Annotated in this window: 25 protein-coding genes and 1 pseudogene; 14 read left to right on the top strand and 12 right to left on the bottom strand. The window is 34.5% G+C overall.

The features are described from left to right. Window positions 1–174: 174 nt before the first annotated feature. The 4 genes from UABHE_RS23225 to lgt all read right to left on the bottom strand — a co-directional run bounded on the left by UABHE_RS23225 (window position 175) and on the right by lgt (window position 4,612). Window positions 175–1,266 (bottom strand): LptF/LptG family permease, encoded by a 1,092-nt coding sequence (locus tag UABHE_RS23225; protein WP_372365683.1) that lies wholly within the window; start codon window positions 1,264–1,266, stop codon window positions 175–177. Next, window positions 1,250–2,359, bottom strand: coding sequence for an A/G-specific adenine glycosylase (locus UABHE_RS23220; protein WP_372365682.1), 1,110 nt, complete (start codon window positions 2,357–2,359; stop codon window positions 1,250–1,252). Before UABHE_RS23220 ends, UABHE_RS23225 begins: the two co-directional genes overlap by 17 nt. Further along, entirely contained in the window at window positions 2,352–3,515 is a 1,164-nt protein-coding gene (locus tag UABHE_RS23215; RefSeq protein ID WP_372365681.1) for an acyl-CoA dehydrogenase family protein, read from the bottom strand. The genes UABHE_RS23220 and UABHE_RS23215 overlap by 8 nt, the downstream gene beginning before the upstream one ends. A 203-nt stretch (window positions 3,516–3,718) precedes the next feature. Continuing rightward, complete coding sequence (gene lgt / locus UABHE_RS23210) at window positions 3,719–4,612, bottom strand: prolipoprotein diacylglyceryl transferase (RefSeq protein WP_372365680.1); 894 nt, start codon at window positions 4,610–4,612, stop codon at window positions 3,719–3,721. A 957-nt stretch (window positions 4,613–5,569) separates the two neighbouring features. Between lgt and UABHE_RS23205 the strand changes: the two genes are divergently transcribed. The 7 genes from UABHE_RS23205 to UABHE_RS23175 all read left to right on the top strand — a co-directional run bounded on the left by UABHE_RS23205 (window position 5,570) and on the right by UABHE_RS23175 (window position 12,356). Further along, on the top strand, window positions 5,570–6,484 hold the full coding sequence (locus UABHE_RS23205; RefSeq protein WP_372365679.1) for a bifunctional 5,10-methylenetetrahydrofolate dehydrogenase/5,10-methenyltetrahydrofolate cyclohydrolase: 915 nt from the start codon (window positions 5,570–5,572) through the stop codon (window positions 6,482–6,484). A gap of 89 nt (window positions 6,485–6,573) precedes the next feature. Continuing rightward, window positions 6,574–7,044 carry a nucleoside-diphosphate kinase gene (gene ndk, locus UABHE_RS23200; protein ID WP_372365678.1) on the top strand — a complete coding sequence of 157 codons (471 nt, stop codon included), beginning with the start codon at window positions 6,574–6,576 and terminating at the stop codon, window positions 7,042–7,044. Between the two features lie 546 nt (window positions 7,045–7,590). Beyond that, window positions 7,591–8,553 carry a serine/threonine protein kinase gene (locus UABHE_RS23195; protein WP_372365677.1) on the top strand — a complete coding sequence of 321 codons (963 nt, stop codon included), beginning with the start codon at window positions 7,591–7,593 and terminating at the stop codon, window positions 8,551–8,553. A gap of 90 nt (window positions 8,554–8,643) precedes the next feature. Next, window positions 8,644–9,213, top strand: coding sequence for a polyhydroxyalkanoate synthesis regulator DNA-binding domain-containing protein (locus UABHE_RS23190; protein WP_372365676.1), 570 nt, complete (start codon window positions 8,644–8,646; stop codon window positions 9,211–9,213). A 2-nt stretch (window positions 9,214–9,215) separates the two neighbouring features. Further along, complete coding sequence (locus tag UABHE_RS23185) at window positions 9,216–10,385, top strand: hypothetical protein (protein ID WP_372365675.1); 1,170 nt, start codon at window positions 9,216–9,218, stop codon at window positions 10,383–10,385. 10 nt (window positions 10,386–10,395) lie between these two features. Next, the gene (gloB, locus tag UABHE_RS23180) at window positions 10,396–11,157 is read left to right on the top strand and encodes a hydroxyacylglutathione hydrolase (protein WP_372365674.1); all 762 of its coding nucleotides are present in this window, start codon (window positions 10,396–10,398) and stop codon (window positions 11,155–11,157) included. Window positions 11,158–11,180: 23 nt separating this feature from the next. Further along, window positions 11,181–12,356 carry a TraB/GumN family protein gene (locus UABHE_RS23175; RefSeq protein ID WP_372365673.1) on the top strand — a complete coding sequence of 392 codons (1,176 nt, stop codon included), beginning with the start codon at window positions 11,181–11,183 and terminating at the stop codon, window positions 12,354–12,356. A 558-nt stretch (window positions 12,357–12,914) separates the two neighbouring features. Here the strand turns inward: UABHE_RS23175 and UABHE_RS23170 are convergent. After that, window positions 12,915–13,106, bottom strand: a pseudogene (locus UABHE_RS23170) (hypothetical protein); the annotation flags it as partial. Between UABHE_RS23170 and UABHE_RS23165 the strand changes: the two are divergent. The 3 genes from UABHE_RS23165 to UABHE_RS23155 all read left to right on the top strand — a co-directional run bounded on the left by UABHE_RS23165 (window position 13,029) and on the right by UABHE_RS23155 (window position 16,420). Next, window positions 13,029–13,193 (top strand): hypothetical protein, encoded by a 165-nt coding sequence (locus UABHE_RS23165; RefSeq protein ID WP_372371669.1) that lies wholly within the window; start codon window positions 13,029–13,031, stop codon window positions 13,191–13,193. The pseudogene UABHE_RS23170 and the gene UABHE_RS23165 sit on opposite strands and share 78 nt — an antisense overlap. Before the next feature lie 35 nt (window positions 13,194–13,228). After that, window positions 13,229–14,410, top strand: coding sequence for a hypothetical protein (locus UABHE_RS23160; protein ID WP_372365672.1), 1,182 nt, complete (start codon window positions 13,229–13,231; stop codon window positions 14,408–14,410). Between the two features lie 114 nt (window positions 14,411–14,524). Further along, window positions 14,525–16,420, top strand: a complete 1,896-nt coding sequence (locus tag UABHE_RS23155; RefSeq protein WP_372365671.1) for an ABC transporter substrate binding protein — start codon at window positions 14,525–14,527, stop codon at window positions 16,418–16,420. A 221-nt stretch (window positions 16,421–16,641) separates the two neighbouring features. On the opposite strand, the gene UABHE_RS23150 is transcribed toward UABHE_RS23155, so the two are convergent. Then, complete coding sequence (locus UABHE_RS23150; protein WP_372365670.1) at window positions 16,642–16,965, bottom strand: endonuclease domain-containing protein; 324 nt, start codon at window positions 16,963–16,965, stop codon at window positions 16,642–16,644. 77 nt (window positions 16,966–17,042) lie between these two features. Between UABHE_RS23150 and UABHE_RS23145 the strand changes: the two genes are divergently transcribed. Together UABHE_RS23145 and UABHE_RS23140 are read left to right on the top strand one after the other, a co-directional pair. Further along, window positions 17,043–17,171: a hypothetical protein gene (locus UABHE_RS23145; RefSeq protein ID WP_372365669.1), complete on the top strand. Its 129-nt coding sequence runs from the start codon at window positions 17,043–17,045 to the stop codon at window positions 17,169–17,171. A gap of 27 nt (window positions 17,172–17,198) precedes the next feature. Next, on the top strand, window positions 17,199–18,482 hold the full coding sequence (locus UABHE_RS23140) for a hypothetical protein (RefSeq protein WP_372365668.1): 1,284 nt from the start codon (window positions 17,199–17,201) through the stop codon (window positions 18,480–18,482). Window positions 18,483–18,525: 43 nt separating this feature from the next. Here UABHE_RS23140 and UABHE_RS23135 read toward each other — a convergent pair whose 3' ends face one another. From UABHE_RS23135 to UABHE_RS23125, 3 genes are all read right to left on the bottom strand, one after another. Next, window positions 18,526–18,852, bottom strand: coding sequence for a hypothetical protein (locus UABHE_RS23135; RefSeq protein ID WP_372365667.1), 327 nt, complete (start codon window positions 18,850–18,852; stop codon window positions 18,526–18,528). Continuing rightward, window positions 18,849–19,379, bottom strand: a complete 531-nt coding sequence (locus UABHE_RS23130) for a hypothetical protein (RefSeq protein WP_372365666.1) — start codon at window positions 19,377–19,379, stop codon at window positions 18,849–18,851. The genes UABHE_RS23135 and UABHE_RS23130 overlap by 4 nt, the downstream gene beginning before the upstream one ends. Window positions 19,380–19,542: 163 nt before the next feature. Further along, window positions 19,543–19,953, bottom strand: a complete 411-nt coding sequence (locus UABHE_RS23125; RefSeq protein ID WP_372365665.1) for a DUF4058 family protein — start codon at window positions 19,951–19,953, stop codon at window positions 19,543–19,545. Between UABHE_RS23125 and UABHE_RS23120 the strand changes: the two genes are divergently transcribed. Further along, on the top strand, window positions 19,928–20,320 hold the full coding sequence (locus UABHE_RS23120; RefSeq protein ID WP_372365664.1) for a hypothetical protein: 393 nt from the start codon (window positions 19,928–19,930) through the stop codon (window positions 20,318–20,320). The two genes, UABHE_RS23125 and UABHE_RS23120, sit on opposite strands and share 26 nt — an antisense overlap. 375 nt (window positions 20,321–20,695) lie before the next feature. Here the strand turns inward: UABHE_RS23120 and UABHE_RS23115 are convergent, their stop codons facing one another. The 3 genes from UABHE_RS23115 to UABHE_RS23105 form a co-directional block, all read right to left on the bottom strand. Beyond that, the gene (locus tag UABHE_RS23115) at window positions 20,696–21,394 is read right to left on the bottom strand and encodes a hypothetical protein (protein WP_372365663.1); all 699 of its coding nucleotides are present in this window, start codon (window positions 21,392–21,394) and stop codon (window positions 20,696–20,698) included. Window positions 21,395–21,701: 307 nt separating this feature from the next. Then, window positions 21,702–22,562 (bottom strand): VOC family protein, encoded by an 861-nt coding sequence (locus UABHE_RS23110; protein ID WP_372365662.1) that lies wholly within the window; start codon window positions 22,560–22,562, stop codon window positions 21,702–21,704. Window positions 22,563–22,631: 69 nt separating this feature from the next. Beyond that, on the bottom strand, window positions 22,632–22,832 hold the full coding sequence (locus UABHE_RS23105) for a hypothetical protein (RefSeq protein ID WP_372365661.1): 201 nt from the start codon (window positions 22,830–22,832) through the stop codon (window positions 22,632–22,634). 293 nt (window positions 22,833–23,125) lie between these two features. Here UABHE_RS23105 and UABHE_RS23100 point away from each other — a divergent pair, with 293 nt between their 5' ends. Then, the gene (locus UABHE_RS23100) at window positions 23,126–24,655 is read left to right on the top strand and encodes a glycosyl hydrolase family 28-related protein (protein WP_372365660.1); all 1,530 of its coding nucleotides are present in this window, start codon (window positions 23,126–23,128) and stop codon (window positions 24,653–24,655) included. Window positions 24,656–24,663: the final 8 nt, after the last annotated feature.

The raw sequence follows: 24,663 nt of genomic DNA, 5'->3' as shown, positions 1-24,663 counted from the left end.
TTTTCGTTGAATTTAACCGTTGTACAGTATATGTGTTGGTTATCCGTCTATAAATGACAAAAAACTATCTATTTGGGATTTTGCTATTTTTTTACTAGGATAGAAAAAAGCACGATTACAATACATTGTTCTAGTATAGAGTAGCCATTGCCAAACGATTTCATAACAAGGCTATCAATTTGCGGTTATAATTGTTGATATAGCAGCTGAACCCAGTAAGGCAAGGGGAAAACAAGCTGAAAATAACGGCGTAAGAAGCTCTTTTTTTCCTAAACTTAAACATAGCAAATTGATACAGTAAAAAATGAGTGTAAATAGCATACATATCATTATTTTTTTTAGAAAATTTTCAATTCCGCTATGTAAAATAAGTGAAACTGTTAAAAGCACTAAAAAAATTATACTAATTGGAGTTGTCCAGCGGCTGTACATTGTAACCAGCGCTCCGGGGTTTTTATGCGACGTGTATAAATCTTTAAGTTGTGCATAATGCAAAACATCTAAATTTCGATCTGGAGTTAGTAATTTATACAAAGTAAGATTTGTATTTATTTTATATCCTTGTTGACCAATAGTCGATTCACTATTATCTTTGTAGTTAATAACTTTTCCATGTTTTAAAATAAGAATATTATCTACCCACTTACCCAATTTTGCTTCAATGACTTTACTAGCAACATATTTTTCTTGTTGAAATAAAGTGACACGAATATCATGAATACTTTGAGTCATCGGATTTACAATTCCTATGTAAAATACTTTTCCTTCCAAATCTTTATATTGAAAAGAAGCACGTATTCGTCGTCCTTTGCGGATTTTATTTGTCGAAATAATTTCATCTGCGATAGATGGTAAGATATACTCTTGAGTACATGCTAAAAATGTTGCGATGAGTATAGAAAAAATAACAAAAGGTCGTGCAATGCGATAATTAGAGATGCTTGTTGTTTGTAAAATTATAAGTTCTTTACTACGTACCATTCGCAACAAAGTAAATACTGTAGCTATGACTGTGATAATCGGAGTAAAATTATATAAAATCATTGGCGACAAGTAGAGGTAGTGGGTTAACATTACCCAAAACAAACTCTGTTGTGGGTTGCCCATTTCTTTTGCAGCACCATTGACCTTCTCAATATAAGTTGTAAATCGCCCAAAATTGTCAAAGAGATCTACAACAATGAAAAAACACATAATAGTAGACATACAGATAAAAAAGGATAAGAGCATAGAGAAAATGACATAGCGATCAAGTATTTTTGTCATGCGAGCTCTCCAAAATTTCAGATTGTTGGTATAACTTCCAAATTTTGCTTAATGCTGATGAAACAAGCTGTTTTTCAGCTTGTTGCTCAGAAACCCATACTAAAGAATTGCTATTCTTTACTTCTTCCCAACAAGAGCTAAAAATAATATAAGGGAATATAACGATACGATGTTTAGTGATACTGTGTTTTAATGATGGTAAAGGTTTCGCGCTATATTTTTTTATAAATTTGTTTATTTGCCTCTTTTTAGTTTCCCATGAACACTCTTGTTTTTTGGTAGTTGGAAAATCGAGAATAGAAGGAAAAGACTTTTGTTTTTTTAGAAAATAAAAATTATTCCATTTTTGTAACAATACTTTATTATTATGGACAACAATAAACAAGTGCCAGTTTACATCTACCTTGGGCTTTTTTTTAGGAATTAAGGGGTATTTGTTAACAACTCCTTGTGCAAAAGCTTTACATGAATCTTGGATTGGACAAATAGTGCATTTTGGTTTTGTCCGCGTGCAAATTTTTTGCCCCAATTCCATGATCGCTTCGTTTACATTACCAGCAGGAAGACCTTTATATAACTTCTTGAGTTGACTGATGCATTTACTATCTACGTTTGGATCGCGAGTTGTGAGTGACCATTTATTTGCGCGAAGTAGTATTCGTTTTACGTTTCCGTCGCAAACAGGATAAGGTAATTCAAAGCAAATAGAAGCAATCGCCGCCGCAGTATAAGGACCAATTGATGGTATTTGAAGGAGTTTGTCATATGATTCAGGAAGTTTTCCATCAAAAAACTGCGTAATATATATAGCACCCTTACGTAAGTTACGCGCGCGAGAATAATAACCAAGACCGCGAAATTCATACACAACTTTTTCTTCTGTTGCATCCGCTAATGATTTTACATCGGGAAAATGAGAAAAGAAACGCTCAAGAGGCTCTAAAGCAGCTTGTATTCGCGTTTGTTGTAAAACAACTTCCGATACCCAAACACGATAAGGATTACGTTGTTTGCGAAAAAAATAATCTTCGCGAACTTGCAAAAACCATTGAAGTAGTTTTTCCAATGTATGTTTGGAGATACTTTTATTCAAAAGCGCTAACTCCTGTAAGGTGTTGACCTAAAATCAAGGTGTGAATTTCGTGAGTCCCCTCGTAGGTGATTACTGTTTCAAGATTCATTAAATGGCGCATAATAGGGTACTCATCAACAATTCCATTTGCTGCAAGAATGTTACGTGCACTACGAGCTGTGTTTAAGGCCATACTAACGTTATTGCGTTTGGCCAAAGAAATCATTACCGGGTGAAACTCACCATTGTCCTTTAACTCTGCTAAGCGAAAAGCTAATAACTGTGCATGAGTAATATCAGATGCCATAGTAACCAACTGCTGTTGTATTAATTGAAAACTAGCAATTGGTTTACCAAATTGTATGCGCGTTTGTGAATACTCTAAAGCACAATGGTATGTTGCTAAGGCCGAACCAATTGCCCCCCAAGCAATGCCATATCTTGCTTGTGATAAACAAGACAAAGGTGCTTTTAACCCTCGTCCTTCTGGTAATATGTTGTTTTTGGGGATAAAACAATCGTCAAAACTCAGTTCTGATGTCACGGATGCGCGAAGTGAAAATTTACCTTTTACTTCTGTACTTGTAAAACCAGGTGTTTCTTTTGGAACTAGGAAGCCGTGTATTTTTCCATCTAGTTTAGCCCACACTACCGCAACATCGGCAATACTACCATTTGTAATCCACATTTTACTACCATTGATTAAATAACCATCTTTATGAGGCTTTGCAGTGGTAAGCATTCCAGAAGGATTAGAGCCGAAATCTGGTTCTGTTAAGCCGAAACATCCTATTTTTTGGCCAGAAGCTAATTGCGGTAACCAATGCTTTTTTTGCTCTTCTGAACCATAACGCCAGATAGGATACATCACAAGTGCACCTTGTACGCTCGCCACACTGCGCAAACTGCTGTCACCACGTTCGAGCTCTTGCATTATTAATCCATAAGAACGGTTATTTACCCCCGCACAACCATATTCTTCAGGCAACTGTGATCCTAGAAAACCTAACTTTCCTAAAGTTGGTATTATTTCTGCTGGAAAAGTAGCATTGCGATGGTGTTCTTTAATAGAGGGCATAAACTCTTTTTCAACAAAATTCTGAGCTGATTGCCAAATTTGTCGTTCTTCTGCTGAGAGAGTTTCATACATTTTATACAAGTCTAAAGTCGTAGACATGGCCTAACTTTCTATAAATTTAGTAGAGTGTGTTGATATCATATGAAATTTAAATACCTACACACACTAAGTGTCGCGGTAACAAGCAATTCCTTACAAAGAAAATAAAAAACTCTATACGTCTTTTTGATACAGTAGTTTTAGCCCCTATTTTCAATTGTAGAATGATTCCGCGTTTTCAAAATTCCTAATCAACTTTAGTTCTAACTTTTTTTCTTTTTGTTTTTTGATTTTTTCTTTGGTTGTTTTTTAATATTATCATTGGCGTTAGTTGTATTTTTAAGAAGTTTTTTTTCCGTATATTCTGGACGAATAACTACATTGAGTAATAAGTACAATCCAGTGAGAACAAAAGGCACACTCAACCATTGTCCCATTGTCAATCCTGATGTAAGAACTTGATATTCTTTAAAATACTCAACAATAAAACGTCCTGAAAAATAGACAAGAAAAAAAACACTGATTAATAAACCACGAGGACGCTTTTCTTTATAGTGACGATCTATAAGTAAAAGAGTAACATAAACAATAATACCCAAAAATACTTCGTATAACTGTGAAGGATGGCGCGTTTGTAACTCAACGCCCATCATTTTTGCGTGTATTGGAAATTTTATACCCCAAGAAAAATCTGTTACTCGTCCAACAAGTTCACTATTCATAAAGTTACCTAAGCGAATTGTAATTGCGCATGCTCCAGCAGAGAGGGTTAACGAATCTAAAACATCGCGAAAGGGAATTTTATAACGAATATGGTGACGGAATAAGACCAGGATAAGCGCAATGGTTGCTCCATGGCTTGCAAGACCACCTTTATAAATTTTTAAAATCTCAATGGGGTTTGATAAAAAATATTCAGGATCGTAGAACAGGCAATGACCTAAACGCGCACCGATTAAAATAGCAAAAAAACCCCACATTACAAAATCTTCTGCGGTATCTTCTTCATAACCTAAACGCGTCATCATTTGTTGCCGCCAGTGTAAATAACCAATAAAAATACCTGCTGCAAACAAAAGACCATAGTAGCGTATTTGCAATGCCCCGAATTGAAAAATAATTGGGTGAACATCCCAAACAATGTCTAAAAAATACATATTGTACTCCTCGTGGATTCGCTAGTTCACTTTTAAGGCGCGTTGACATTTATATAAATGTCGATACACTCTATAACTGTAAGTAAAAAAACTATTAAGAAACTAGGGCGTGTTATCATTCAAAATATTGTGTGTTTTTTCGAGCCCGAGCCTGTTTCCGAAACTTTCACTAACAATTTATCAAAGAAGCAAAGTTTCTTTTTCCATCGCAAAAAACTAGTATTGAACCAATAAATCACTTTCTGTCGCTCTCAAAAAGTTTTCGGGCGCGGGCTCGCAAACGGGCTCGGGCTCAATACTACTGGCGTATCATTAAATGAATCCGTTATATTTTTATCTGTATTGAATGATGACACGCCCTCGTTATTATACTAGCATGGTTATTTTTCAAGCATGTAACAATATTACGCATCTCCAAAGTGTCAAGTTATTGTTTAGAATAACCCGAATTTTGCAAAAATCTAAATAGAGATACGCCCTAGATAAGGTGAAGGATATTAACTTATTTTGTTTAGTTTGTCACGACAAAAACTTGTCAAATTCACTTGCAATGTGGGAAACTCAAGTTATACTTTGAGGTTTACTTGTTCGAGATCGTAGTATCGAAACTAAGGGCGTCTAAAACGCAGAGCAGGAGCACAATAACGTATCCTGCGCGAAACTTCCTAATGGTATTGAACTATTAGAGTTCGTTATAAAATTTAGGTGGATGCTTATTACGATTAGGGCGTGTCGACATTTAGGTTTTATAGATGAGTTATTTTAGAAAGTAGCAAAACACTTTCAAAATGCAAAGTTATTCTCTAACCGAAAAATAACAAAGTTATCTCTAAAATAACCCAAATTATAAGGAAGATAAATGTCGGTACGCCCTAGTGTTTTAATAGTCAACAACCCGATTTAAAACTACAGAAAACGAATTTCCCTTAGGTCAATTAAAAATTTTTCAGAGTGTAGATGGAAGGAAACAAAGGAATGGTAGCAAAACAGTTGGAAGGTAAATTTTTGTCCGCTAATATTATGCATCAAGTCAAAAAAGATATTTCCTGCTTTCCTTCTGCTCCTAGACTCGTATCACTTCTAATAGGTTCAGATAGTGGAGCACGATCGTACGCCAAAATCCAAGAATCGGCTTGTAAAACAGTGGGGATTTCATTTGAACTAATTCAGTTACCAGCTTCGACCTCTGAAGAAGAAGCAATTGAGTATATTGAAAAACTAAATAACGACCCCTGTGTTACAGGAATTTTAATATTCGTTCCTGTACCTAAACATATAAATAAGAATCATTTAATCGCCAGCATTTCACATTTAAAAGATGTGGAAGGTATTTCACCTACAAACATGGGGAAATTATTTTATGGTAGCACGTCTATAGTCCCTTGTACACCAAAAGCAGTGATGCTACTTATAAAAAGTATAGGATATAATCTTGTTGGTAAGGAGGTTGTGGTTATTTCGCGTAGTCCTATTATTGGACAACCTCTACTACTTATGCTTCTCGAATCAGCGAATGCATCCCCAACACCAGTCTGTTGCCATATAGCAACAAAAAATTTAGAATTTCATACAAAACGAGCTGATGTCGTTATCGTTGCTGCAGGAAAAGCCAACCTGATTCACGGCCATATGTTAAAAGAAGGGGCTGTTGTTATTGATGTTGGTATTAATCTTGTAGAAAATATACAAGATGGTAGAAAAGTACGATCCATTGTTGGTGATGTCCATTATTCTTCGGCAATGGAAGTAGCGTCGTGGCTAACACCTGTTCCGGGAGGAGTTGGCTTAGTGACAACAGCGGTTTTACTACAAAATGTACTATTATTAGCAAAACAACACTTTACAAGATTAGGACGAGTTGACACACTCTAATTAAATCTATGTAAATTTAGAAGTAGCGCGGTCTATGTAAGTTTTACTACCGCGCAGCAGATTTTAATAAAATTTTAGAAAGGTTAAACATGGAAAGAACTTTAGTTTTAATAAAACCAGATGCTATTCAAAGACAACTAGTTGGGACTATATTACAGCGTTTTGAAAACAAAGGGATGAAAATCGCTGGTCTAAAAATGATGCAAATGAGCGAAGATATGGCGAAAGATCATTACAAAGACTTAGTAGATAAACCTTTCTTTCCTTCACTAAGTGAGTTCATGACATCTCACCCAATTATTGCGATTGCAATTGAAGGAGTTGGTGCTGTTAGTATTTGTCGCAAAATGACCGGAGCAACATTTGGAATGAAAGCTGATCCGGGTACTATTCGCGGAGATTACGGAGTTTCTACTAGTTACAACTTAATACACAGTTCTGAAGATAAAAGTGCTGCTGAACGCGAGCTTAAAATATTCTTCAAAGACGAAGATTTCTTTTCTTACAATGCTGTTATTTCTCAGTGGGTTGTTACCGAAGAAGATGCTCAAAAAGTATAAATAAATATAAGCGCTTTATTCTAAAGTAATATATTTTACACAACAAAAGCTCCCTAGCGGAGCTTTGTAAATCAAAATACTGCTCATACAAATACCAAACACATCTTTTGTCAAAATATTGATTTTGCTCATTTCCATAAGCCTAACCGCATTTGCTAATGCTCGTTGTTTAACAAAACATGTTTCAGCAGCATGAGAAATTTGGTAGAATGTGTCGTGATTGTGAGTCAAAAAGGCTTTGATATTTAATAGGAAACGAGGAACACGCCCAGCCTAATAAACATAAACAACAAAATATCAATTCTTTCTTTGGCTAGTACTCTGTAAAGCTAGTTTTGATTTGTTTAACGCCGTGTATTTCGTTTTTGAACTAGATGCAACAAGGGCGCATAGTTGTAATTATGCAACTGAGAAGCGACAACATTCAAAAACGAAAGATCAAGCTAAAGATCCATAATCAACTTTTTGTAGTATTAGTTTGATCTCTTAACATTTAGGGATCTCCCTAAATTCCTCATAAAATTTTTGCCTACTAAGGTTAACGTCATGGAAGATTTAAAATATCTATCTCATTATAAAATCATCAAAAAAATAGCCAGTGGTGGAATGGGAAACGTTTATCTAGCCGAGCAGCTAGGCGCTCGCGGATTTGCGAAAACAGTGGCTGTAAAAACCATACGCTCATCATTATTAAGTGATATGGAAACTCTTGATATGTTTATTGGGGAGGCTAAACTTGTCGCTAATCTAATTCATGCCAATATCGTTCAGGTATATCATTTTGAAAAAGTAGATAATTTTTACTACTTAATCATGGAGTATGCCGAAGGGGTAAATTTAGAAAATTTGCTCAAAAGGCATAATTTTATGAAAAATGCGATACCTGTTGATATTACAACATATATTATTAGTCAAGTGTGTCGTGGTCTTGATTATGCACATCGTAAACGAGATCACTACGGTAAACGCTTAAAAGTAGTGCATCGCGATATTTCTCCTTCTAATATTATTTTAACAACAGGGGGGATTGCCAAGCTTACTGATTTCGGAATTGCCAAAGCTATGACGATGAAGGTGCCCGATGAAAGACTTGTTATTATGGGAAAATATCCTTATATGTCACCGGAACAAGCCCAATTTGAAGGAACAGATGCGCGAAGCGATATTTATTCTTTAGGAATTGTTGCGTACGAATTATTTACAGGAAAAATGGTTTTTAATGTAAGAGATGACATTGAACTCATTGAAGCAATGAGAGTACCTGTGACACCACTACATGAAACTAACTCTAATATTCCTCCTGAACTCAGTAATATTATCATGAAGGCTATTTCATTAAATCCTCTGGAGCGTTTTCAATCGGCAAAAGAAATGGGGGATAGCCTTGACAAATTTTTACACGACCATCGTTGCCAAGTTTCGAATAGTAAACTTGCTAAATATTTAGAGCTTCTATTCCCAGAAAATAAAACGGGACGTTTAAAAATAAATATTCCTCCAAGACCGTAATTTTATGCTAGAGATGTTTCTATTAATGGCAAAGAGAAACATATTTTAGGTACATTATTTTGTTTTATTTACCATCCGAGGGAAAATATAATGAGGTTAATTAAGCGCTACGCTAATCGTAAACTGTATGATACAACGGACAAAAAATATGTAACATTAGAAAATATCGAGATTTTAATCAAAAAAGGTGAAACAGTTAGTATTCTAGACAATGACAGTAATCAAGATATCACGACAGGTGTCTTGTCTCAAATTATTGCTGAACAAGCCAAAAAAGAAAATCAGTTTTCTCCATCGTTGTTTACACAAATTATTCGCAAAGGTAAAGGAAATATGTATGCCTATGCTAGCAAAATAGTGCAAACTTTAGGTGAAACAACTTACTTTATCGAAGAAGAAGTTCGCGGGAAAATTAAACAATTAATCTCTTCGGGAGAAATTACTCAAGAAGAAGGCGACGCGCTACAACAAGATCTAACTCAGCACGAACTTTCTCCGATAGAGAAATTGGAAAAACATCTTGAATTACTATACTCTAATGTTTTAAATAAACTAAACATACCAGAAAAAAGTGAAGTAAAACGCTTACGCAAAACTATTGATAGGCTCGAATTAAAAATTAGGGAAATTGAAAACTCTTACGACAAGGAAGGGCAGTAAGAATGAAGTGGCAAATTATTGTCTTGCTATTTTTTGCAGTGGTTTTAAAAGCAGAAAAAACGATTTGGTTTCAAGAAGATATTGGAAGCCCTATATATAAAAAATGCGTATTCAAAAAAAAGAACCTCGCCGAGTATATAACAGAGAGTTATTATTTGCTAGTTGATAAATCCAAAAGTGAGTGTGTTCTTCTTTATGAGCAAAGAATTTGGTTAAAAAATAATAAATTTCAAAAACAAGTTTTATACAATCACAATCAAAAGCAAAAAATCACAATTTTTTTAGAAAAAGATAAAGTAAATATACAGGTTATATCAGGAAAAAATGAAAATTCCAACTCAATGAAACGTCCAAAGCAGTTGTATTTTCCTTTGTCGGGACGTATTTTTAATCATCCTGATATTTTTACACCAGGAAAAAAGTTTTTTATAAAAATACTTCCTGTCCCTGTTCGCGAAGTAACAATATTAAAATTACATATAGAAGTTTTGCCAAAAGCTAGAATTCCTAAGTCAAAAAATAACAAAAAATATTTTGTTGCGCGAAGTAGTGAAATAGGTACAACATTAAACAAAAGAACATATTACTACGATCAAAATGGCTATGTTGTATACTCAGTGAACAAATCGGAAAAAGAGTATGTGCGTAAGCGTATTAGTAAACCCAAAATAGTACTAGAAAAAATAGAAAAAAATAAACAGCAAAATTCTGACAATGGCAAAATTAATTCGATTGCCCCTATTGCAAGCGTTTCATGTCGAGAGATGTATTATTCACATGCATATCCACGGGACTGGCAACGTGTAGATTTAAGCCCTTTTTCTACTGCTTACAATGGAGAAAGTGGAACAACAGGTGTTTGGACATCGAGTAAACAGTTTGCAAACGATGATTTTTTTGTAAGCTCTATATTGAACAAACTACAAAAAAGTGTCTGTAAGTTTTCTGAAATTGATTTTCGCGAAAAACGCAAGATTTTTATGGGTAAAAGCAATTTCACAGAAACACTTGTTAAGTGCCAAGGGGAAAGGCAAAAAAAATATATCTTGATGCTCACTGTTTTAAAAGAAAAACGCAGTTATGCGATGGTCGTTTTTGGTACAGAATCGCAATATAGAGCTAATTGGCCGACATGGATAAGTACTTTGCACTCCTTCGTTCCAAAACAATAGAGGAAATATTATGGTATTGCAACTTCACATGCTTCCGATACTAGGCGACAACTACACTTATTTTTTAGTAAGTGGTGATGACGCAGTGGTTATTGATCCTGGTGCTGGGCAACCTGTATGGGATTACCTACAACAAAATAAATGGCAACTTACAAGTATACTTTGCACTCACCACCACAGTGATCATATTGCTGGAAATTTAGACTTAAAGAATAAAAGCGGTTGTAAAATATATGCAGCACTTAGCGATAAACATCGAATTCCAGAAGCGGATCATTTTTTGAGTGAAGGTGATCATGTTACTGTAGGAAATTCACGAGCAACAGTGATAGAAACACCAGGGCACACACTTCATCACATTAGTTATTACTTTCCACAAGATAAAAAGTTGTTTTGCGGTGATACAGTTTTTGTTGCGGGATGTGGACGACTCTTTGAAGGATCTCCACAGCAAATGTTAGAGTCTTTCAATAAAATTGCAGCATTACCTAACGATGTTGAGATTTACTGTGGACATGAGTACACAGCAAGTAACGTTCGTTTTGCTTTAAGCATTGACGGAAAAAATGAAGCCCTTATCAATTTTGATAAACATGTTACTGTTAAGCGAAATAATAATGAACCAACTATTCCATCAACAGTTGGTCAAGAGAAACAAATAAATCCATTTATGAGATGCAACGATGAAACAATACGTCGTAATCTTAAAATGGAAAGTGCTACAGATGCCGAGGTTTTCGGAAAAATAAGAGGTCTCAAGGACAATTTTTAATTTAATTTGCGTGGAATAAAAATATGACAAATGATATACAACTTCCAGACTCTGTTACACATGTCAAACTAGATGACAGAGACATTTATCTACTAGGGACAGCACATGTTTCAAAAGAAAGCGTTGCTGATGTTCATGAAACAGTAGATAAGCTTTCTCCTGATACAATTTGCGTTGAGTTGTGCGATGCGCGCTTTAAAACATTACGTAATCCTGAAAATTGGAAAAACATGGATATTTTCCAAGTCATAAAGGAAAAAAAAGCGCTCCTCCTTTTAGCGCAACTGGTAATGACTTCGTTTTACAAGCAGATAGGTGAAGAATTAGGTGTAAAACCCGGTGCAGAAATGATGGCAGGGGTTGATTTATCCGAAGAACACAAAATTACTTTAGTTCTTGCTGATCGCGATATACAAATTACCATGAAAAGAGTATGGGGTCATTTGCGGTTTAGAGATAAACTTAAAATAATGATGCAGTTAGGCTCAAGTGTCTTTGTTAGTGAAAAAATAGATGAAGAAACCATTAATGAAATGAAAGAAAAAGGAAATATCGAAAACGTTCTTGACGCGTTTTCCAAAGAATTTCCTACAATAAAAAGAGTGCTTATCGACGAGCGCGATATATACCTATCGCAAAAAGTTCGAAATAGCACAGGAAAAAAAGTTGTTGCTGTGGTAGGGGCTGGCCATGTTCCAGGAATATCGAAACAAATTCATGAAGAAACAGCATTAGAGCCTTATCGAGAAATACCAAAATCATCATGGACAACGACTTTTGCTAAGTGGTTTATTCCTGTAGCGATTGTTGGAATTTTTGTCTATTTTTTCACATACTCTGATACAAGTAAATTTAAAAGTGCCATTTATATATGGGTTATAGTCAATGGTGTATTAGCAGCTCTTGGAGCCGCAATTGCATTAGGTCACCCGATCACTATTGTCGCTGCGTTTTTTGCCGCTCCTCTCACAAGTTTAAATCCTCTTATTGCTGCAGGCTGGGTATCAGGGTTAGTTCAAGCTTGGATTAAACGCCCTACGGTTGCCGATTTAGAGAATTTACCTCAAGCAATTAGTACAGCAAAAGGTTTTTGGAAAAATTCAGTCTCGCGCATTTTACTTGTGGTCGTATTTTCCAATATCGGTAGTGCAATAGGATCACTTATTGCTTTTCCGTGGATCATCGCAACGTTTTTTTAGTCAAAGGTGTTATTATGACACAAAATAATCAATCATCTAACAATGAAAAGTCTGCATTAACAAACATTATGGAAAAGTTTAATGCTTTAGACGAAGGCCTATCAGCAGCCAAACATAAAGTGCTCCCCGCTCAGTGGATTTCACTTGTTGTTCTTCTTGTTGCAGGAACTGCTGTCATTGTTTTTCACAATTGGCAAGCGTTTTTTCTTTGTGTTGGATTAGTAGTTTTATGGAATATTACAGCAACACTTACAGCTGAAGATCCAAAAATTGTGACCCTTCCTAAATGGGATCAACAACAACTACTAAGTTTTTTTCATTTTGCGGCCAAATCGAAGAGAATTCTTTTTTTAGCCCTACCGTTTTTTTTACTTGGTTTTATTGTTCCTGCTTATGGCAATCCTTTTTTTGCAATAGCGATTGCCCTTGTTTTACTTATGCCATTAAAAATGTTATTGCCGTTAAGTAAATGGCCAAGCGCTGTAAAATACGATAAAGATTATATTGCTTTATGCATTTCTTGCATTGCAGGTATTATTTGTTTGACTCTATCGCTTCCTATAATAAAAGGTGAAATAGTAGATACCAATAATAATCAAATTGTAGATAACACCGAAAAGAATAACACCGAAAAGAACAACTCTGAAAAGAACAACATTGAAAAGAACAACTCTGAAAAGAACAACATTGAAAAGAACAACTCTGAAAAGAACAACTCTGAAAAGAACAACTCTGAAAAGAACAACTCTGAAAAGAACAACTCTGAAAAGAACAACTCTGAAAAGAACAACTCTGAAAATAGCACTATCACAAGTAGTTTTGAAAAGAATATTCTAAAAAGACTTGTTGCTATCGATGATAAGTTATCTTCTTTGTCTTTGAACAGCAATAAAGACGTTGATGAAATACAAAAAAAATATGAATATGCTTCGACTAAAAACCAACAACTATCAGAACAGCTAGTTGCTAGTGACAAAGAAATAAGTGCACTAAAAAAACAATACCAAACATTAGAGCAAAAAATACAAAATAGCCAAAATGTAATGCAGGAATTGAGCGAATTACAACAAGAAATAAAAGCTCTAAAGTTGATGGAGAAAGCGCAACAAGTACGCATAAATACTTTACAACGAGAAAATAAAGACCTAAAACCACATAAAAGTTTAACAGAAAGTTTACAAAAAAAGATTTCTATTGTAGAAAAAGAGAACAATGCCCTTAAGCTTTTAGCTGACTCACAAGACAATGCTGATCAGACAATAAAAACACTGGAAGAAAGAAATTCGCAACTGCAACGATCACAACAAACACTACAAACACAAGTAGCAGAACTAAAAGCGAAAAATAAACAACTTACTAATAATCTTCCAGAAGAGCAAACGGCAAAATTACGCGAATTGGAAACGACAAAACAACAATTACAAGTCAAAATTGGACAACTAACGACTGCTAATTCCAATTTAAAGCAACAAAGCGAAACACATGATCAATTGCTCAAAGAAAAAGAAAGTTTACAAAAAAAATTCAGTAATCTAAGCATTGAAAATCAAGCTTTAAAATTGAATCAACAAAACTCAGATGATCTCAATGGAAAAATCAAGGGAATAGAATCACAAATAGTGTCCTTAAAGAAAGAAAAAGACGATTTTCAGCAAAAAATTAACACTCTTACTAGAGAGAATTTAACCCTCAAACTAGGAGCTCAAAACACCAAAGAGTTAAATGAAAATTTAAAGAAACTTCAAGAACAAATAACCAGAGTCAAAATAGAAAAAAACAACGCTGATCAAAAAATCACAATCCTAGAAAAAGATCTTGTTCAATTAAAAATGAACCACGCTACAGCAGAGCAAAAAACAGTGGATTTAGAGAGTAATTTTACGCAAGTAAAAAAACAGTATGAAGAAGCACAACAAAAAATAGTTCCTATGGAAAATGACATAGCAAGAGCAAGTGAAAAAATAAGTCAAATGGAACAACAGCTCACAAACGCACAAAATGAAAATGAAACTCTCAAACAAAAAATACAAGAATTAGAAAACAAGGAAAAATAAACGCCTTGTTAGAAAACGAGTTATTCATTTTATTTGCACTCGTAATTTCACAAAAGTAAACAATCAAAGAATTTATTTTGATTGTTTACTAAGTTTTAACTTTGGAGCTAGGACATGACAACAGAGCATATTGGTCGCTACCGTTTAATTCGCGAAATAGGTTGTGGAGGTATGGGGAAGGTATATGAAGTTTACGACCCTGTACTTCGGCGCAAGGTTGCTCTCAAGTTACTACTAAAATCAAACTCAAATTTAAGTGTATCTAGGTTTTTACGTGAAGCACAAAGTACAGCCAAACTAGATCACAAAAATATTATTAAGTTACACGAAATAGAAAAGCAAGAAAATGGCCAAGTATTTTACACAATGGACTTCATTGAAGGAGAATCATTTAGCCAAGTATTAAAAACTAAAAAGCTCAATTTCAACGATGGAGTAAAGATCGTAGAAAAGGTAACCCGCGCAGTATACTATGCTCATTTAAAAGGAATAATACACCGCGATATAAAACCTGGTAACATAATGATAGATCGCAACGGCGAACCGCGTTTAATGGATTTCGGATTAGCAAAAGAATTAGAAGGTGACGCCACAAAATTTTCGCAAACAGGAATTATTATGGGTACTGTTGGCTACATGCCTCCGGAGCAAGTAGAAGGTAAAGTACAAACAACCAGTGATATTTATGCCTTAGGTGCAGTATTATACAAAATTTTAACCGGTAAAGTTCCTTTCGAATCAGAGAACTCTGTCACTATGATATACAAGATTCTCCAAGAGGAACCCAAACGTCCTCGTGAATGGAATCGTAAAATTTCTAAAGATTTAGAAGCCATCTGCCTAAAAGCAATAGCCAAAGACCCTCAACAACGCTATACAAATGCAGGAGAACTAGCAGACGATTTAAAGAATTACTTGAAAGGTGATCCGGTTAACGCAAGGCAACGATTAGTACCTGCGAAACTAATAAAATGGATACGTCGTAATAAAAATTTAGCCATTATTTACACTCTAACAACAGTAGTTCTAATTCTAACAAGTATGATGAGTGTATTTCTATTTTTTCCACACTCATCGACGAAACGTGTTTTATTACTATTTAGTTATGAATCTGATTTAATATGGGACAAACAAATCAAGCAAGCAATTATGAAAAGTTTTGAAGCGCACTTTGTAAATGTAAAAAAACACTTACAAATAGAAGAATTCTATATGAATACCAAAAAGCTAAGTTCACCGCAACAAATCGAACAACAAGCTCAAAAAGCTATAATAAAAATAAACGAATATAAACCACATTTAATAATTGCTGCCGATGACAACGCCTCAAGCAAAGTAATACCACATTTCTTCAATTCTGATATACAATTCGTTTTCTGTGGAGTAAATAACAATCCAAAAAAATACAACTTTCCACAAAAAAACGTAACTGGAATTACCGAACAATTACTACTAGAACAAACATTTAAAATGTTACCCTATTTCCTTCCAAAAGCCAAAAGCTACGCGTTGATATTAGAAGACAGTGTATCAGCCAATATAGTTTTCAAAAACATTAACAAAAACTTTTCTACCTACAACAAAAAAGCCACCCTAAAATCCTCCAGTTTCAAAGAATGGAAAAAATTCCTAAAGCAACAAGAATCGCAAATAGACTTCTTTTTAGTCCCTATTTACCTAAACCTAAAAGATGAAAAAGGCAATCCAGTTCCTCCTAAATCAGTAATGAATTGGATACTAGACAATATAAAAAAGCCACCCATAGGCGCTCTAGGTTTCAACATAGAAGATGGAGCACTGTTAGGAGTAGTGGACACCGGCGCCAAACAAGGCAAAACCGCAACAACATATGCCATAAAAATACTAACGGAATCCATAACAGCAGGTACTTTGCCCATAAAAGGGATTGGTAAAGGCGAACTCTACATCAACACAACAACAGCAAAACATTACGATATAAAAATACCCAGTTGGGTGTATCAATTCGCAAAATTGATTGACTCTAAATAGTACGGGTTGTGGCGTAAGTATTTACGGATGAGTAATTACAAGGTTGATATGGTGTTTTTTATTTTTTGTTTTCCGCTTTAGTTGCGAATTTAACATGGCTAAATATGAGTATTTTTGGGGTATTTTTTTGGGTTTTTGTCACGTTTTCGCCTCGGGAATTTTAGTTCGATAGTGAGGGCATCGCAAAAAGACGACTATCTCCTCTATACAAAACCAAAAACTTACTTTTGACGCAAAGCACTTTGTATTTGCTTCGTTACTTTATCTATATCGTTATGAATCATCCAATTAGGAAATCGTAGTGTAGAAATACCTCTTTGTAAAAGATATTGCTCACGTTTTTTATCTTGAATACGACAGCTTTTATGTATTAGGCCATCAATTTCCACAGCTAGTTTTTTAGAAAAAGAAAAAAAATCGACAGTGTAAACCCCAACAGAGTGTTGTCTTCTAAACCTGACATTACACAATTGCTTGTTGCGAAGTTTTTGCCAAAGAATATCTTCCGATGTAGTGTAGCTATGTTTTTTTAACTTACGAGACATGTTCTTTCCTTATAGCTAAAACGTTTGGAGAAACATTTATTGTACATACGCTTTCGACAAGAAATGGTGGATCGTTGATGTTTTACAACTTGACGGCACTACGCGAAGCGGATCGCGGCGATTTGTCTTCTTTTGTATTGTTTATCGCCGAGTCGTTAAAGACAACGCAAGATATGATACTAGAAGAGATCGCGAAGTCACCGTAAGTGATCACCTATTTGGGAAACACAATCATGGTCATTCACAATTTGTTACCGGGTAAATTTTACAAGCTACCTCATTTCATCATGCAACCTACATCGACAAGACTAGGTGTTATCAAACCGTTACGTTTCAATTTGCATGTTGATGCAAACGAACAGCTCGCATATAAAGGTAGTTGCGAAAAGTCCTTTTATAAAAGAGAATCAGCATGCTCGTTGGCCTTGCTTTCTTATATGCACAAACTAAACAGAGTTAGCCTTGTTCGTTGTCAGTATATTACAGACAAGAGTTTGAGGTTTTTATCCAAGTTACCTCATCTTCGTTACCTTAGCCTAAATCGTTGTTACGATATATCCGATGAGGGGATAAAACATATTTGTCGTATTGCGCTGCAAAGTCTATTTCTCGATTGTACAAGCATTAGCAACAATGCGCTAGAATACATCAAGGAAATTGATAGCCTGCAATACTTGAGTTTGCACTATTGTGATGTAGACAAAAAAGGATTACAACATTTACACTCCATGTCTCTCAAGTATTTATCGCTAGAGGATTGTTCTCTGACGAATGAAGACTTACAGCCACTGTCCTCACTATCCAACTTAGAATATCTCAATTTAGAAGGCAATAATAACCTTTCAGAAAAAGCAATGCACTACATTAAAGATTTGCCATTGAAAAGTTTGATATTGAGACAAGCATACGTGGATGAAAAATCTGCTGAAATACTTAGCAATATGTCAACATTAGAAGAAGTCGTTGTATGGGGAAAAGGAGCCATTAGGCATTTGCATCGATTACCTAATTTAAAATCCATCAATCTTTTCGGATACGAAGAACTATTAAAGTATTTACCAAACTTTTCTCATGTAGAAACACTGTATCTTAATACACGCGATACAACAGACGATGCGCTGGCAAAATTAAAAGATTTCTCAAATTTACAAGAATTGATATTGGATAGTGCTATAGATATTACCGATGAAGGAGTAGGACGTTTGGGTGGACTAACCACTTTGACAAAGCTATCTCTTTTTGCATTGGTGTATGTTACAGATGCAACTATAGATACTTTATGTAATCTCAAAAACTTAGAACATTTAAATTTAGCCTTTACCAAAATTTCTGATGACGGCTTACAGAAATTGTCTTGTTTGAAAAAGATAAAGTATTTATCCTTACGTGGGTGCAGTAATGTCAAAAATAAGGATTTTGCACATGTTAAGTCCATGTTTCCTCTATTGGAAGAGCTTAACTTGTGTTGTCGCCACTGTACAGAAGGACCTGGTTTTTGGTTAAAGGAAGAGATTTAGATATGCCGCGTACAAAATATATTTATCGAACCATCTTAATACTCTAATCTTGAGTCAGAGTTCGCTTCCAAACATCATTCCATGCTCTAACTGTTCCATCGGTAATACTTTTGGGTAATTCTACCGTCCGATGCTCTGGAGTTGCATCTAGAGGTGTGATATAAACTAAAAATCCAAGGGCAACTAGATCTGCCACACGAGCACTGGATGCTGTCACTTCACGAGGTGCTATTCCTGCAAAAGCTGTAACACCGTGAAGTCCTATTACTTCAAAAGCCTCTTGGCTACTTTCTTGCAAAACTTCCCGTTTTTCACAGTGAATTCCCCAACGCCAAATAGTTTCATTTATGGGAGCTTTTTCATATGTCATTTGTTTGCACTTTCTATTTTAAAGGCAGAATAGTCCATTTTATCTGAGCAACTAGACTGGATTTGTCGCCCTAATTCATCGTTTTTGAATTTCAAGGTAAAATAAGAGAAATCTTTTTTTAAACCGTAGCCCCAAACACCAAGAGTAAACCAGTTAAAAATATGGTCTTGACTTGTTCTGAGATAGAGAAAAGGTATACAGCCACAAAAACTCAAAACCCAAAATTGCCACGCATCTTCACCAAAAGAAAACCCCCATAACCATAGAATCGCAGACATCGAAAAAGCGATAACTAGATTTGTATATTTCCAAAAAAAGCGTTTTATACCAAGCCATTTTTTACAACCTTCACAAATTGGTATGGCAACATCAAAAACTTTTTCTCCATGTCCAAGAAGATTCGATTTTCTTAATTGTATTTCTGTGTGAGTAGTTGCTTCGTTACCACATTTAAAACAGATATTCGGAAAGTATAAGTCGTTACAAGATAGCTGTACTTCTCTACCATGAACAAACATTTCTAACATAAATTTTCCTCAACACAATGATCAGGTTTTTGGTATTTATCTATAGTTTGGCGATGAAAAACTGCACTAGGATAAATAGAAAAAATAACGAAGTCATTACAAGATATCTAAATTTCATCTGCCTTAACAGTTTATGCCTGGTATTTTACCATACAAAATTATGCTAATTCCCATTAGGAATAACGGAATCTGACAAATCTTCTAATGTCGCTAAATATGTAGTTTCTAGATCCACTATAACATACTCTTTTTGTAGAAAAACGGGTACTTTTGGTAAAACATCTCCTACATTGAACTCTTCAACGTAAAGTTGCAATTTGGGATCAAGACATTGAAAGCTTACTGTGTATAGTTCTTTTGCTTGGGGTATTTCACCACCATCAATTTGCATAAGGATTTTATTTACAAAGTTGTCGATTAATCTCGTCGCTGGCAAAACGTCAATAATTAAATAGTGAATTCCCGCAGCCAGATAGTTAACAGACTTTTCGACAAACGTATCTACTTTTTCTCTTGCGTTTTTATTTCTAGGAGAAACAATTATTGCTATGTCAATCACTATCTTGTTTTGCATTATAAGTTTATCTGTTGGTGGATTTTTGTACGACGTAAAAATTGAAAAAGGTCTCTCTCCATACAGAAAAATAAGACATATATCTGTTCGCGTTTTGTGTTTGTTTCTATCTTTCATTGTCATAGCAAATTTTTACGGGCTAATTTTAAATCTCAGAGGTTCATTGTGGTGGTTAGTAATTTTATTTGCCGTTTTTTGTGAAGTAAGTGTTTATCATATAAAAAAATTAAATACTATGAAAGAAATCGCTAAGGAAATGCTTGAAAAAGGAATGAAATTAGAAAATATAATCATTAGTATAAAGTTAAAAAAACAAGAATTAGATGAAGTTTTACTTAGTATTAAATCAGACACCATGCAAGAATAACTTCGATATAATCGTAATGCTAGTTGTAAAAAAAGTTTAAAACCCTAATAACAATGTATAATAAATCATTTTTGAGACAAATAGCTCTTTAAGTGTTTATAAAATAAAGCTTTTCGATTTATGAGACTACATTTTCGTAACACTTTTGAGCGTTAAGTCAATACGCGTTTGGTTAGGGAGTCGACTTTATGCGATGCTCTCACCTCGCTTGCTTTGCAAGCTTTCCTCTCCCATGAGAGGGTCCATGCGATGCTTCGTAAAAAACAAAATAGGCTTGAGTTGCGTATCGAATTTGATTTGCTTTATTTTGGGTTTGCGGTTGAGAGATTTGCCTTTAGTTGTTTTATGTGTCAAAAAATCTCAAAAACAAACGACTTAATCTACATTATATTCGGTGAGTTTTACCAATAATTGTTCGATATTTGGGGTAAAAATTATAGGATGTTGTTTTAAAATAGTTTTGGCAAAATGAGCGTGTACATTCATCGTTGAATTACAAAACTCAAACCAAATACATGCTTGCCCCTCTCGTAAACCATGACGTCGAGAACGCGAAAGCCCCATAGACAATAATGTTGTTCCCGCACGTAGTAAACGATCAAAACCAGCTTCACGCATGTTATTGATCATAGCTTGCAATAAATCAGTATTGCATTTAGAGCGAACATATTTTTCATGACAAAATTGTCCGAGACTATTCCAACTTTCCATAAACAAACTTTCAACAGATTGGTTGCGTTCGTAGTAATCTGTAAGAGTTGCGGTATGTAACCAGGGAAAATCTGCTTGCATTTGTGACGGCGATGCACAGTCGCAAATCCAGCGTTTTAGCACTTTTACAAGTAATTCTTTATCACTTAGTTGTACATCGAATAATAAATTGTCATCCACATAAAATCCTGCATATGGCTCTTTCTCTCGATTGTAAAAAAAAATTTTACATAGTTGATTCTGTAGATATAGTTGTAGGTAGCACTCATTTTTTTCATATTGTAATCGAGAATGAATAGTTGGAATATGCTGCCTAACATAATGATCAATTTGTTTTAAAGTATCTTGTTGTGAGTTATCCATTATTAGCTATCTAAAAGTTATAACTTTTTTACCTGTGTATCAGCTTGAACTTGACTTGCTCATAAATCTTTTTTAGGAAGTCTCTTTGACTTTTTTGAGATTAGTTAACCGAAGTATCTAATTCTAAAAAAAGGAGTCTTATGATTCATTATAGCTTCAACACTATTGCAATCAATATCTTTCTAGCCGATGCTGTATGTTTTTATAAAATGAGAATCTCGCTAATTCTCTGAATTGAAGAAATTACAATTGGTAAATGTGCAACATCTGTTCTAAAACTACTGAGGATATTTCTCTATGGAACCTTTTATCTTGTCTCAATAAATTCTACGCAAATTTCGCTAGGGTCTTTTACTGAAAAGCTTGGCTTATTTAAAATACTTTGTTTTTTTTCTAGCGTTTTAATACCGTAAGATTGGAAGTGAGTTTGTAAGTTATTAATATTTTGACAAGCCATTGATATTTGCAAAAAACCTAAATCATAGTTAGAGTTTATTTCTCGGTCGTCCCAGTAATGCTGTAGCTCAAGTACAGTATAATTTCTTTTATATAGCCATTCTCTATTATTTATAGATTCTAAATCAGAAGATGGCGGAGTATCTTCTGTAAAAGCTAAAAAATAAAGAGTAAATTTATAAGAACTCACCGGCATTTTTGCTAGAATTTTCATGCCGAGTATTTCTTGATAAAAATGTAGACTTTTATCGATATTTTTTGTTCTTAGAGTAATAAGCCCGAAAGAAGGTTTTTTAGTACTACTAGATGGTGTAAAATTGCATTGAAAATCTCTCTGTAAGAGTTCAATAGTGTAATTCTCTGAGTCGTGTAAATGGCATAAATAACCAATGTCCAAAAATTGTTTTGGATTTCCTACTTTTATACCTTGTTGACATAAACTATTACGCAGACTGTCTACGTCAGATGAAAATATAGTTATTTTCCAATAATTATCGTTGGGTTTTGGAGAATAATTACCTGTTTTACTATAATTATGCACAAGAGTAAGATATGCTTCTTCCTCCAAATAACGCAATAAATATATTTTTTTTTGGTCATGATTTTCATACGTATATACTAAGTTCATTCCTAAGGTTTTATAAAATGCAATTTGCTTCTCTGGATCTTTTACTTCTATAGCACAAGAGAAAAGAGAATTGATCTTCCACATTATTATCCCACTCCCAAAAATATTTATATCTTGGTCTAAATATATTAACACGCTTATTCAAATATGATTTTATACGAAATAGTGTCCGTTAAAGCTACAATTACTAAACAAAGTGTTGTAAACATAGATTGGTATAATTTCACCGTGAAAAGAACAATTAGTAAATGTGTTCCTAATTTTTTTGTGCATTTTTTCTAGGTAAAATGTACACCCTTCGTATTGAGCTTCTTCTTCTATCTCTTTCAATATCTTTCCTTTGATAATTTTCAATTTGTTTATCCTCTCATTTAGTTGTAACTAGTTCGAATTTAGATCTGAGTAGATAAAAGTTATTATTTTTTTTCTTTCAACAAAGTAAACGTTTTCAGATGGACTACTATTAGGCAGCGTTTCCACCAGAATAAAAGTAAATTTTTCTGAAAAATGTATCTGGTTGTAAAAATTGAGATCGTTAAAGAGGAACAATCTAGGGGATATTGATGTCTAATTTTAAAGTAGCATAAAATATTTGTTTTCTTTAGAATAATAGTTATATTATTTTACATTCTTTGGCGAGGTTACAAATGCAAAAATTGTTTTTATCATTGAGTTTATTTTTGTGTACTGTTATGGCACAAGATTTAGATTCATCAAGAGTTTTTACGAAGGCTTGGAGCGACGCAGGTTATGTGGACTCAAGAGCCAAAAAAGGTATAAATGTACTTGATTTTGGAGTTGTGGGAGACGGCAAAGTTGATGATAGTGTATCTATAAAAAAAGCGATTTCTTGGGTGACGAAAAATGAAGGTGTTACTGTTGTATATTTTCCTGTAGGAAAATATCTGATTACCCAAACTATTGTCTTACCTGATAATATCATTTTAAGAGGTGTATCTGCAAACAGTGAGCTCATTTTTGATTTTTCAGGTAAAAATGGAAGTTGCATTAATGTTATAGGTAAAGGATTTTCGTTTCAACCAGTAGTTGGCGATGGATTCATTCACCAAAATACTATTGAGGTGAGTGATGTAAGTCAATTTTCTGTGGGTGACTATGCCGAAATAGAGCAGAAAAATGATTCTAGTTGGGACAACAACGATCAGTGGAGTTCTCACGCAATTGGTCAAATAGTACAAATAGAAAAAATAGCAGAGAGTCGGTTGTATTTTAAAAATGTATTGCGTGCGAATTATCAATCCAAATACGAACCGCGTATTCGTAAAATTTCTCCGAAAAAGCATGTGGGAATTGAAAATTTTACCATCAAGCGCATTGATAAAAAAACACCTGTTTATGGAAACCATATATCATTTAAATATGCCGCGCGTTGTTGGGTAAGTGGAGTAAAATTTCTAAATTGCGTACAACGCTTTGTGGACATGCACCACAGTACGAATTTACAAATTTCTGGTTGTTACTTTAAAGATGCTTTTGATTATGGTGGTGGTGGGCATGCTTATGGTTGTGAAGCTTCCTTTCACACTGGAGAGTCTTTAATAACTAACAATATTTTTGAGCACTTGCGCCATTCGATGTTAGTTCAAGCAGGAGCAAATGGCAATGTTTTTTCTTATAATTACTCCTTTGATCCACATCGTAGTGAATGGCCCCATGATTACGCGTCTGATTTGTGTTTGCATGGAAACTATCCATTCGCCAATCTATTTGAAGGCAATATCGTGTACAATGCACAAATGGATAATTCTCATGGCATTTCTGGACATTTAAATACATTATTTCGTAATAGTATTGGTCACTACGGGTTTATTATGACTTCGAATACAAACCAGCAGAATATTTTAGCTAACGATATCACCGATGCTGGGCGCGGGCTTTTTATACTTTTGGGAAAAGAGCATCAGTCAAAGGGAAATCGCAAAGCGAACATATGGGGAAACTATAATAGTTTACCTAAAAATTCAACGGTAATTAGCAAGTCCTTATACCTAAAAAGAACGCCTAAATTTTGGGGAAATTCTCTTTCTTGGCCGAGTATTGGTCCGAATAGTAAAGAGTCTTTTTCGAGTAAGCAACTTCCTGCTCGTGAACGTTTGTTAAAAAAAGGAAATCAGATCGTCGTTGAGCAGCGCGAAGTTGAAATTGTAAAGCCATGAAATAAAAA

The sequence above is a fragment of the Candidatus Uabimicrobium helgolandensis genome, assembly GCF_041508025.1.
Lineage (GTDB): Bacteria > Planctomycetota > Uabimicrobiia > Uabimicrobiales > Uabimicrobiaceae > Uabimicrobium > Uabimicrobium helgolandensis.
The sequence above is the reverse complement of the archived record's forward strand: the minus strand, read 5'-3'. Positions and strand labels throughout refer to the sequence as shown.

Excerpts from the sequence above, each read along its gene's own strand:
- UABHE_RS23225 (WP_372365683.1), bottom strand. The coding sequence starts at position 1,266 with ATGACAAAAATACTTGATCGCTATGTCATTTTCTCTATGCTCTTATCC.
- UABHE_RS23215 (WP_372365681.1), bottom strand. The coding sequence starts at position 3,515 with ATGTCTACGACTTTAGACTTGTATAAAATGTATGAAACTCTCTCAGCA.
- lgt (WP_372365680.1), bottom strand. The coding sequence starts at position 4,612 with ATGTATTTTTTAGACATTGTTTGGGATGTTCACCCAATTATTTTTCAA.
- UABHE_RS23205 (WP_372365679.1), top strand. The coding sequence starts at position 5,570 with ATGGAAGGAAACAAAGGAATGGTAGCAAAACAGTTGGAAGGTAAATTT.
- ndk (WP_372365678.1), top strand. The coding sequence starts at position 6,574 with ATGGAAAGAACTTTAGTTTTAATAAAACCAGATGCTATTCAAAGACAA.
- UABHE_RS23195 (WP_372365677.1), top strand. The coding sequence starts at position 7,591 with ATGGAAGATTTAAAATATCTATCTCATTATAAAATCATCAAAAAAATA.
- UABHE_RS23190 (WP_372365676.1), top strand. The coding sequence starts at position 8,644 with ATGAGGTTAATTAAGCGCTACGCTAATCGTAAACTGTATGATACAACG.
- UABHE_RS23185 (WP_372365675.1), top strand. The coding sequence starts at position 9,216 with ATGAAGTGGCAAATTATTGTCTTGCTATTTTTTGCAGTGGTTTTAAAA.
- gloB (WP_372365674.1), top strand. The coding sequence starts at position 10,396 with ATGGTATTGCAACTTCACATGCTTCCGATACTAGGCGACAACTACACT.
- UABHE_RS23175 (WP_372365673.1), top strand. The coding sequence starts at position 11,181 with ATGACAAATGATATACAACTTCCAGACTCTGTTACACATGTCAAACTA.
- UABHE_RS23155 (WP_372365671.1), top strand. The coding sequence starts at position 14,525 with ATGACAACAGAGCATATTGGTCGCTACCGTTTAATTCGCGAAATAGGT.
- UABHE_RS23150 (WP_372365670.1), bottom strand. The coding sequence starts at position 16,965 with ATGTCTCGTAAGTTAAAAAAACATAGCTACACTACATCGGAAGATATT.
- UABHE_RS23145 (WP_372365669.1), top strand. The coding sequence starts at position 17,043 with ATGTTTTACAACTTGACGGCACTACGCGAAGCGGATCGCGGCGATTTG.
- UABHE_RS23140 (WP_372365668.1), top strand. The coding sequence starts at position 17,199 with ATGGTCATTCACAATTTGTTACCGGGTAAATTTTACAAGCTACCTCAT.
- UABHE_RS23135 (WP_372365667.1), bottom strand. The coding sequence starts at position 18,852 with ATGACATATGAAAAAGCTCCCATAAATGAAACTATTTGGCGTTGGGGA.
- UABHE_RS23130 (WP_372365666.1), bottom strand. The coding sequence starts at position 19,379 with ATGTTAGAAATGTTTGTTCATGGTAGAGAAGTACAGCTATCTTGTAAC.
- UABHE_RS23120 (WP_372365664.1), top strand. The coding sequence starts at position 19,928 with ATGTCAATCACTATCTTGTTTTGCATTATAAGTTTATCTGTTGGTGGA.
- UABHE_RS23125 (WP_372365665.1), bottom strand. The coding sequence starts at position 19,953 with ATGCAAAACAAGATAGTGATTGACATAGCAATAATTGTTTCTCCTAGA.
- UABHE_RS23115 (WP_372365663.1), bottom strand. The coding sequence starts at position 21,394 with ATGGATAACTCACAACAAGATACTTTAAAACAAATTGATCATTATGTT.
- UABHE_RS23110 (WP_372365662.1), bottom strand. The coding sequence starts at position 22,562 with ATGTGGAAGATCAATTCTCTTTTCTCTTGTGCTATAGAAGTAAAAGAT.
- UABHE_RS23100 (WP_372365660.1), top strand. The coding sequence starts at position 23,126 with ATGCAAAAATTGTTTTTATCATTGAGTTTATTTTTGTGTACTGTTATG.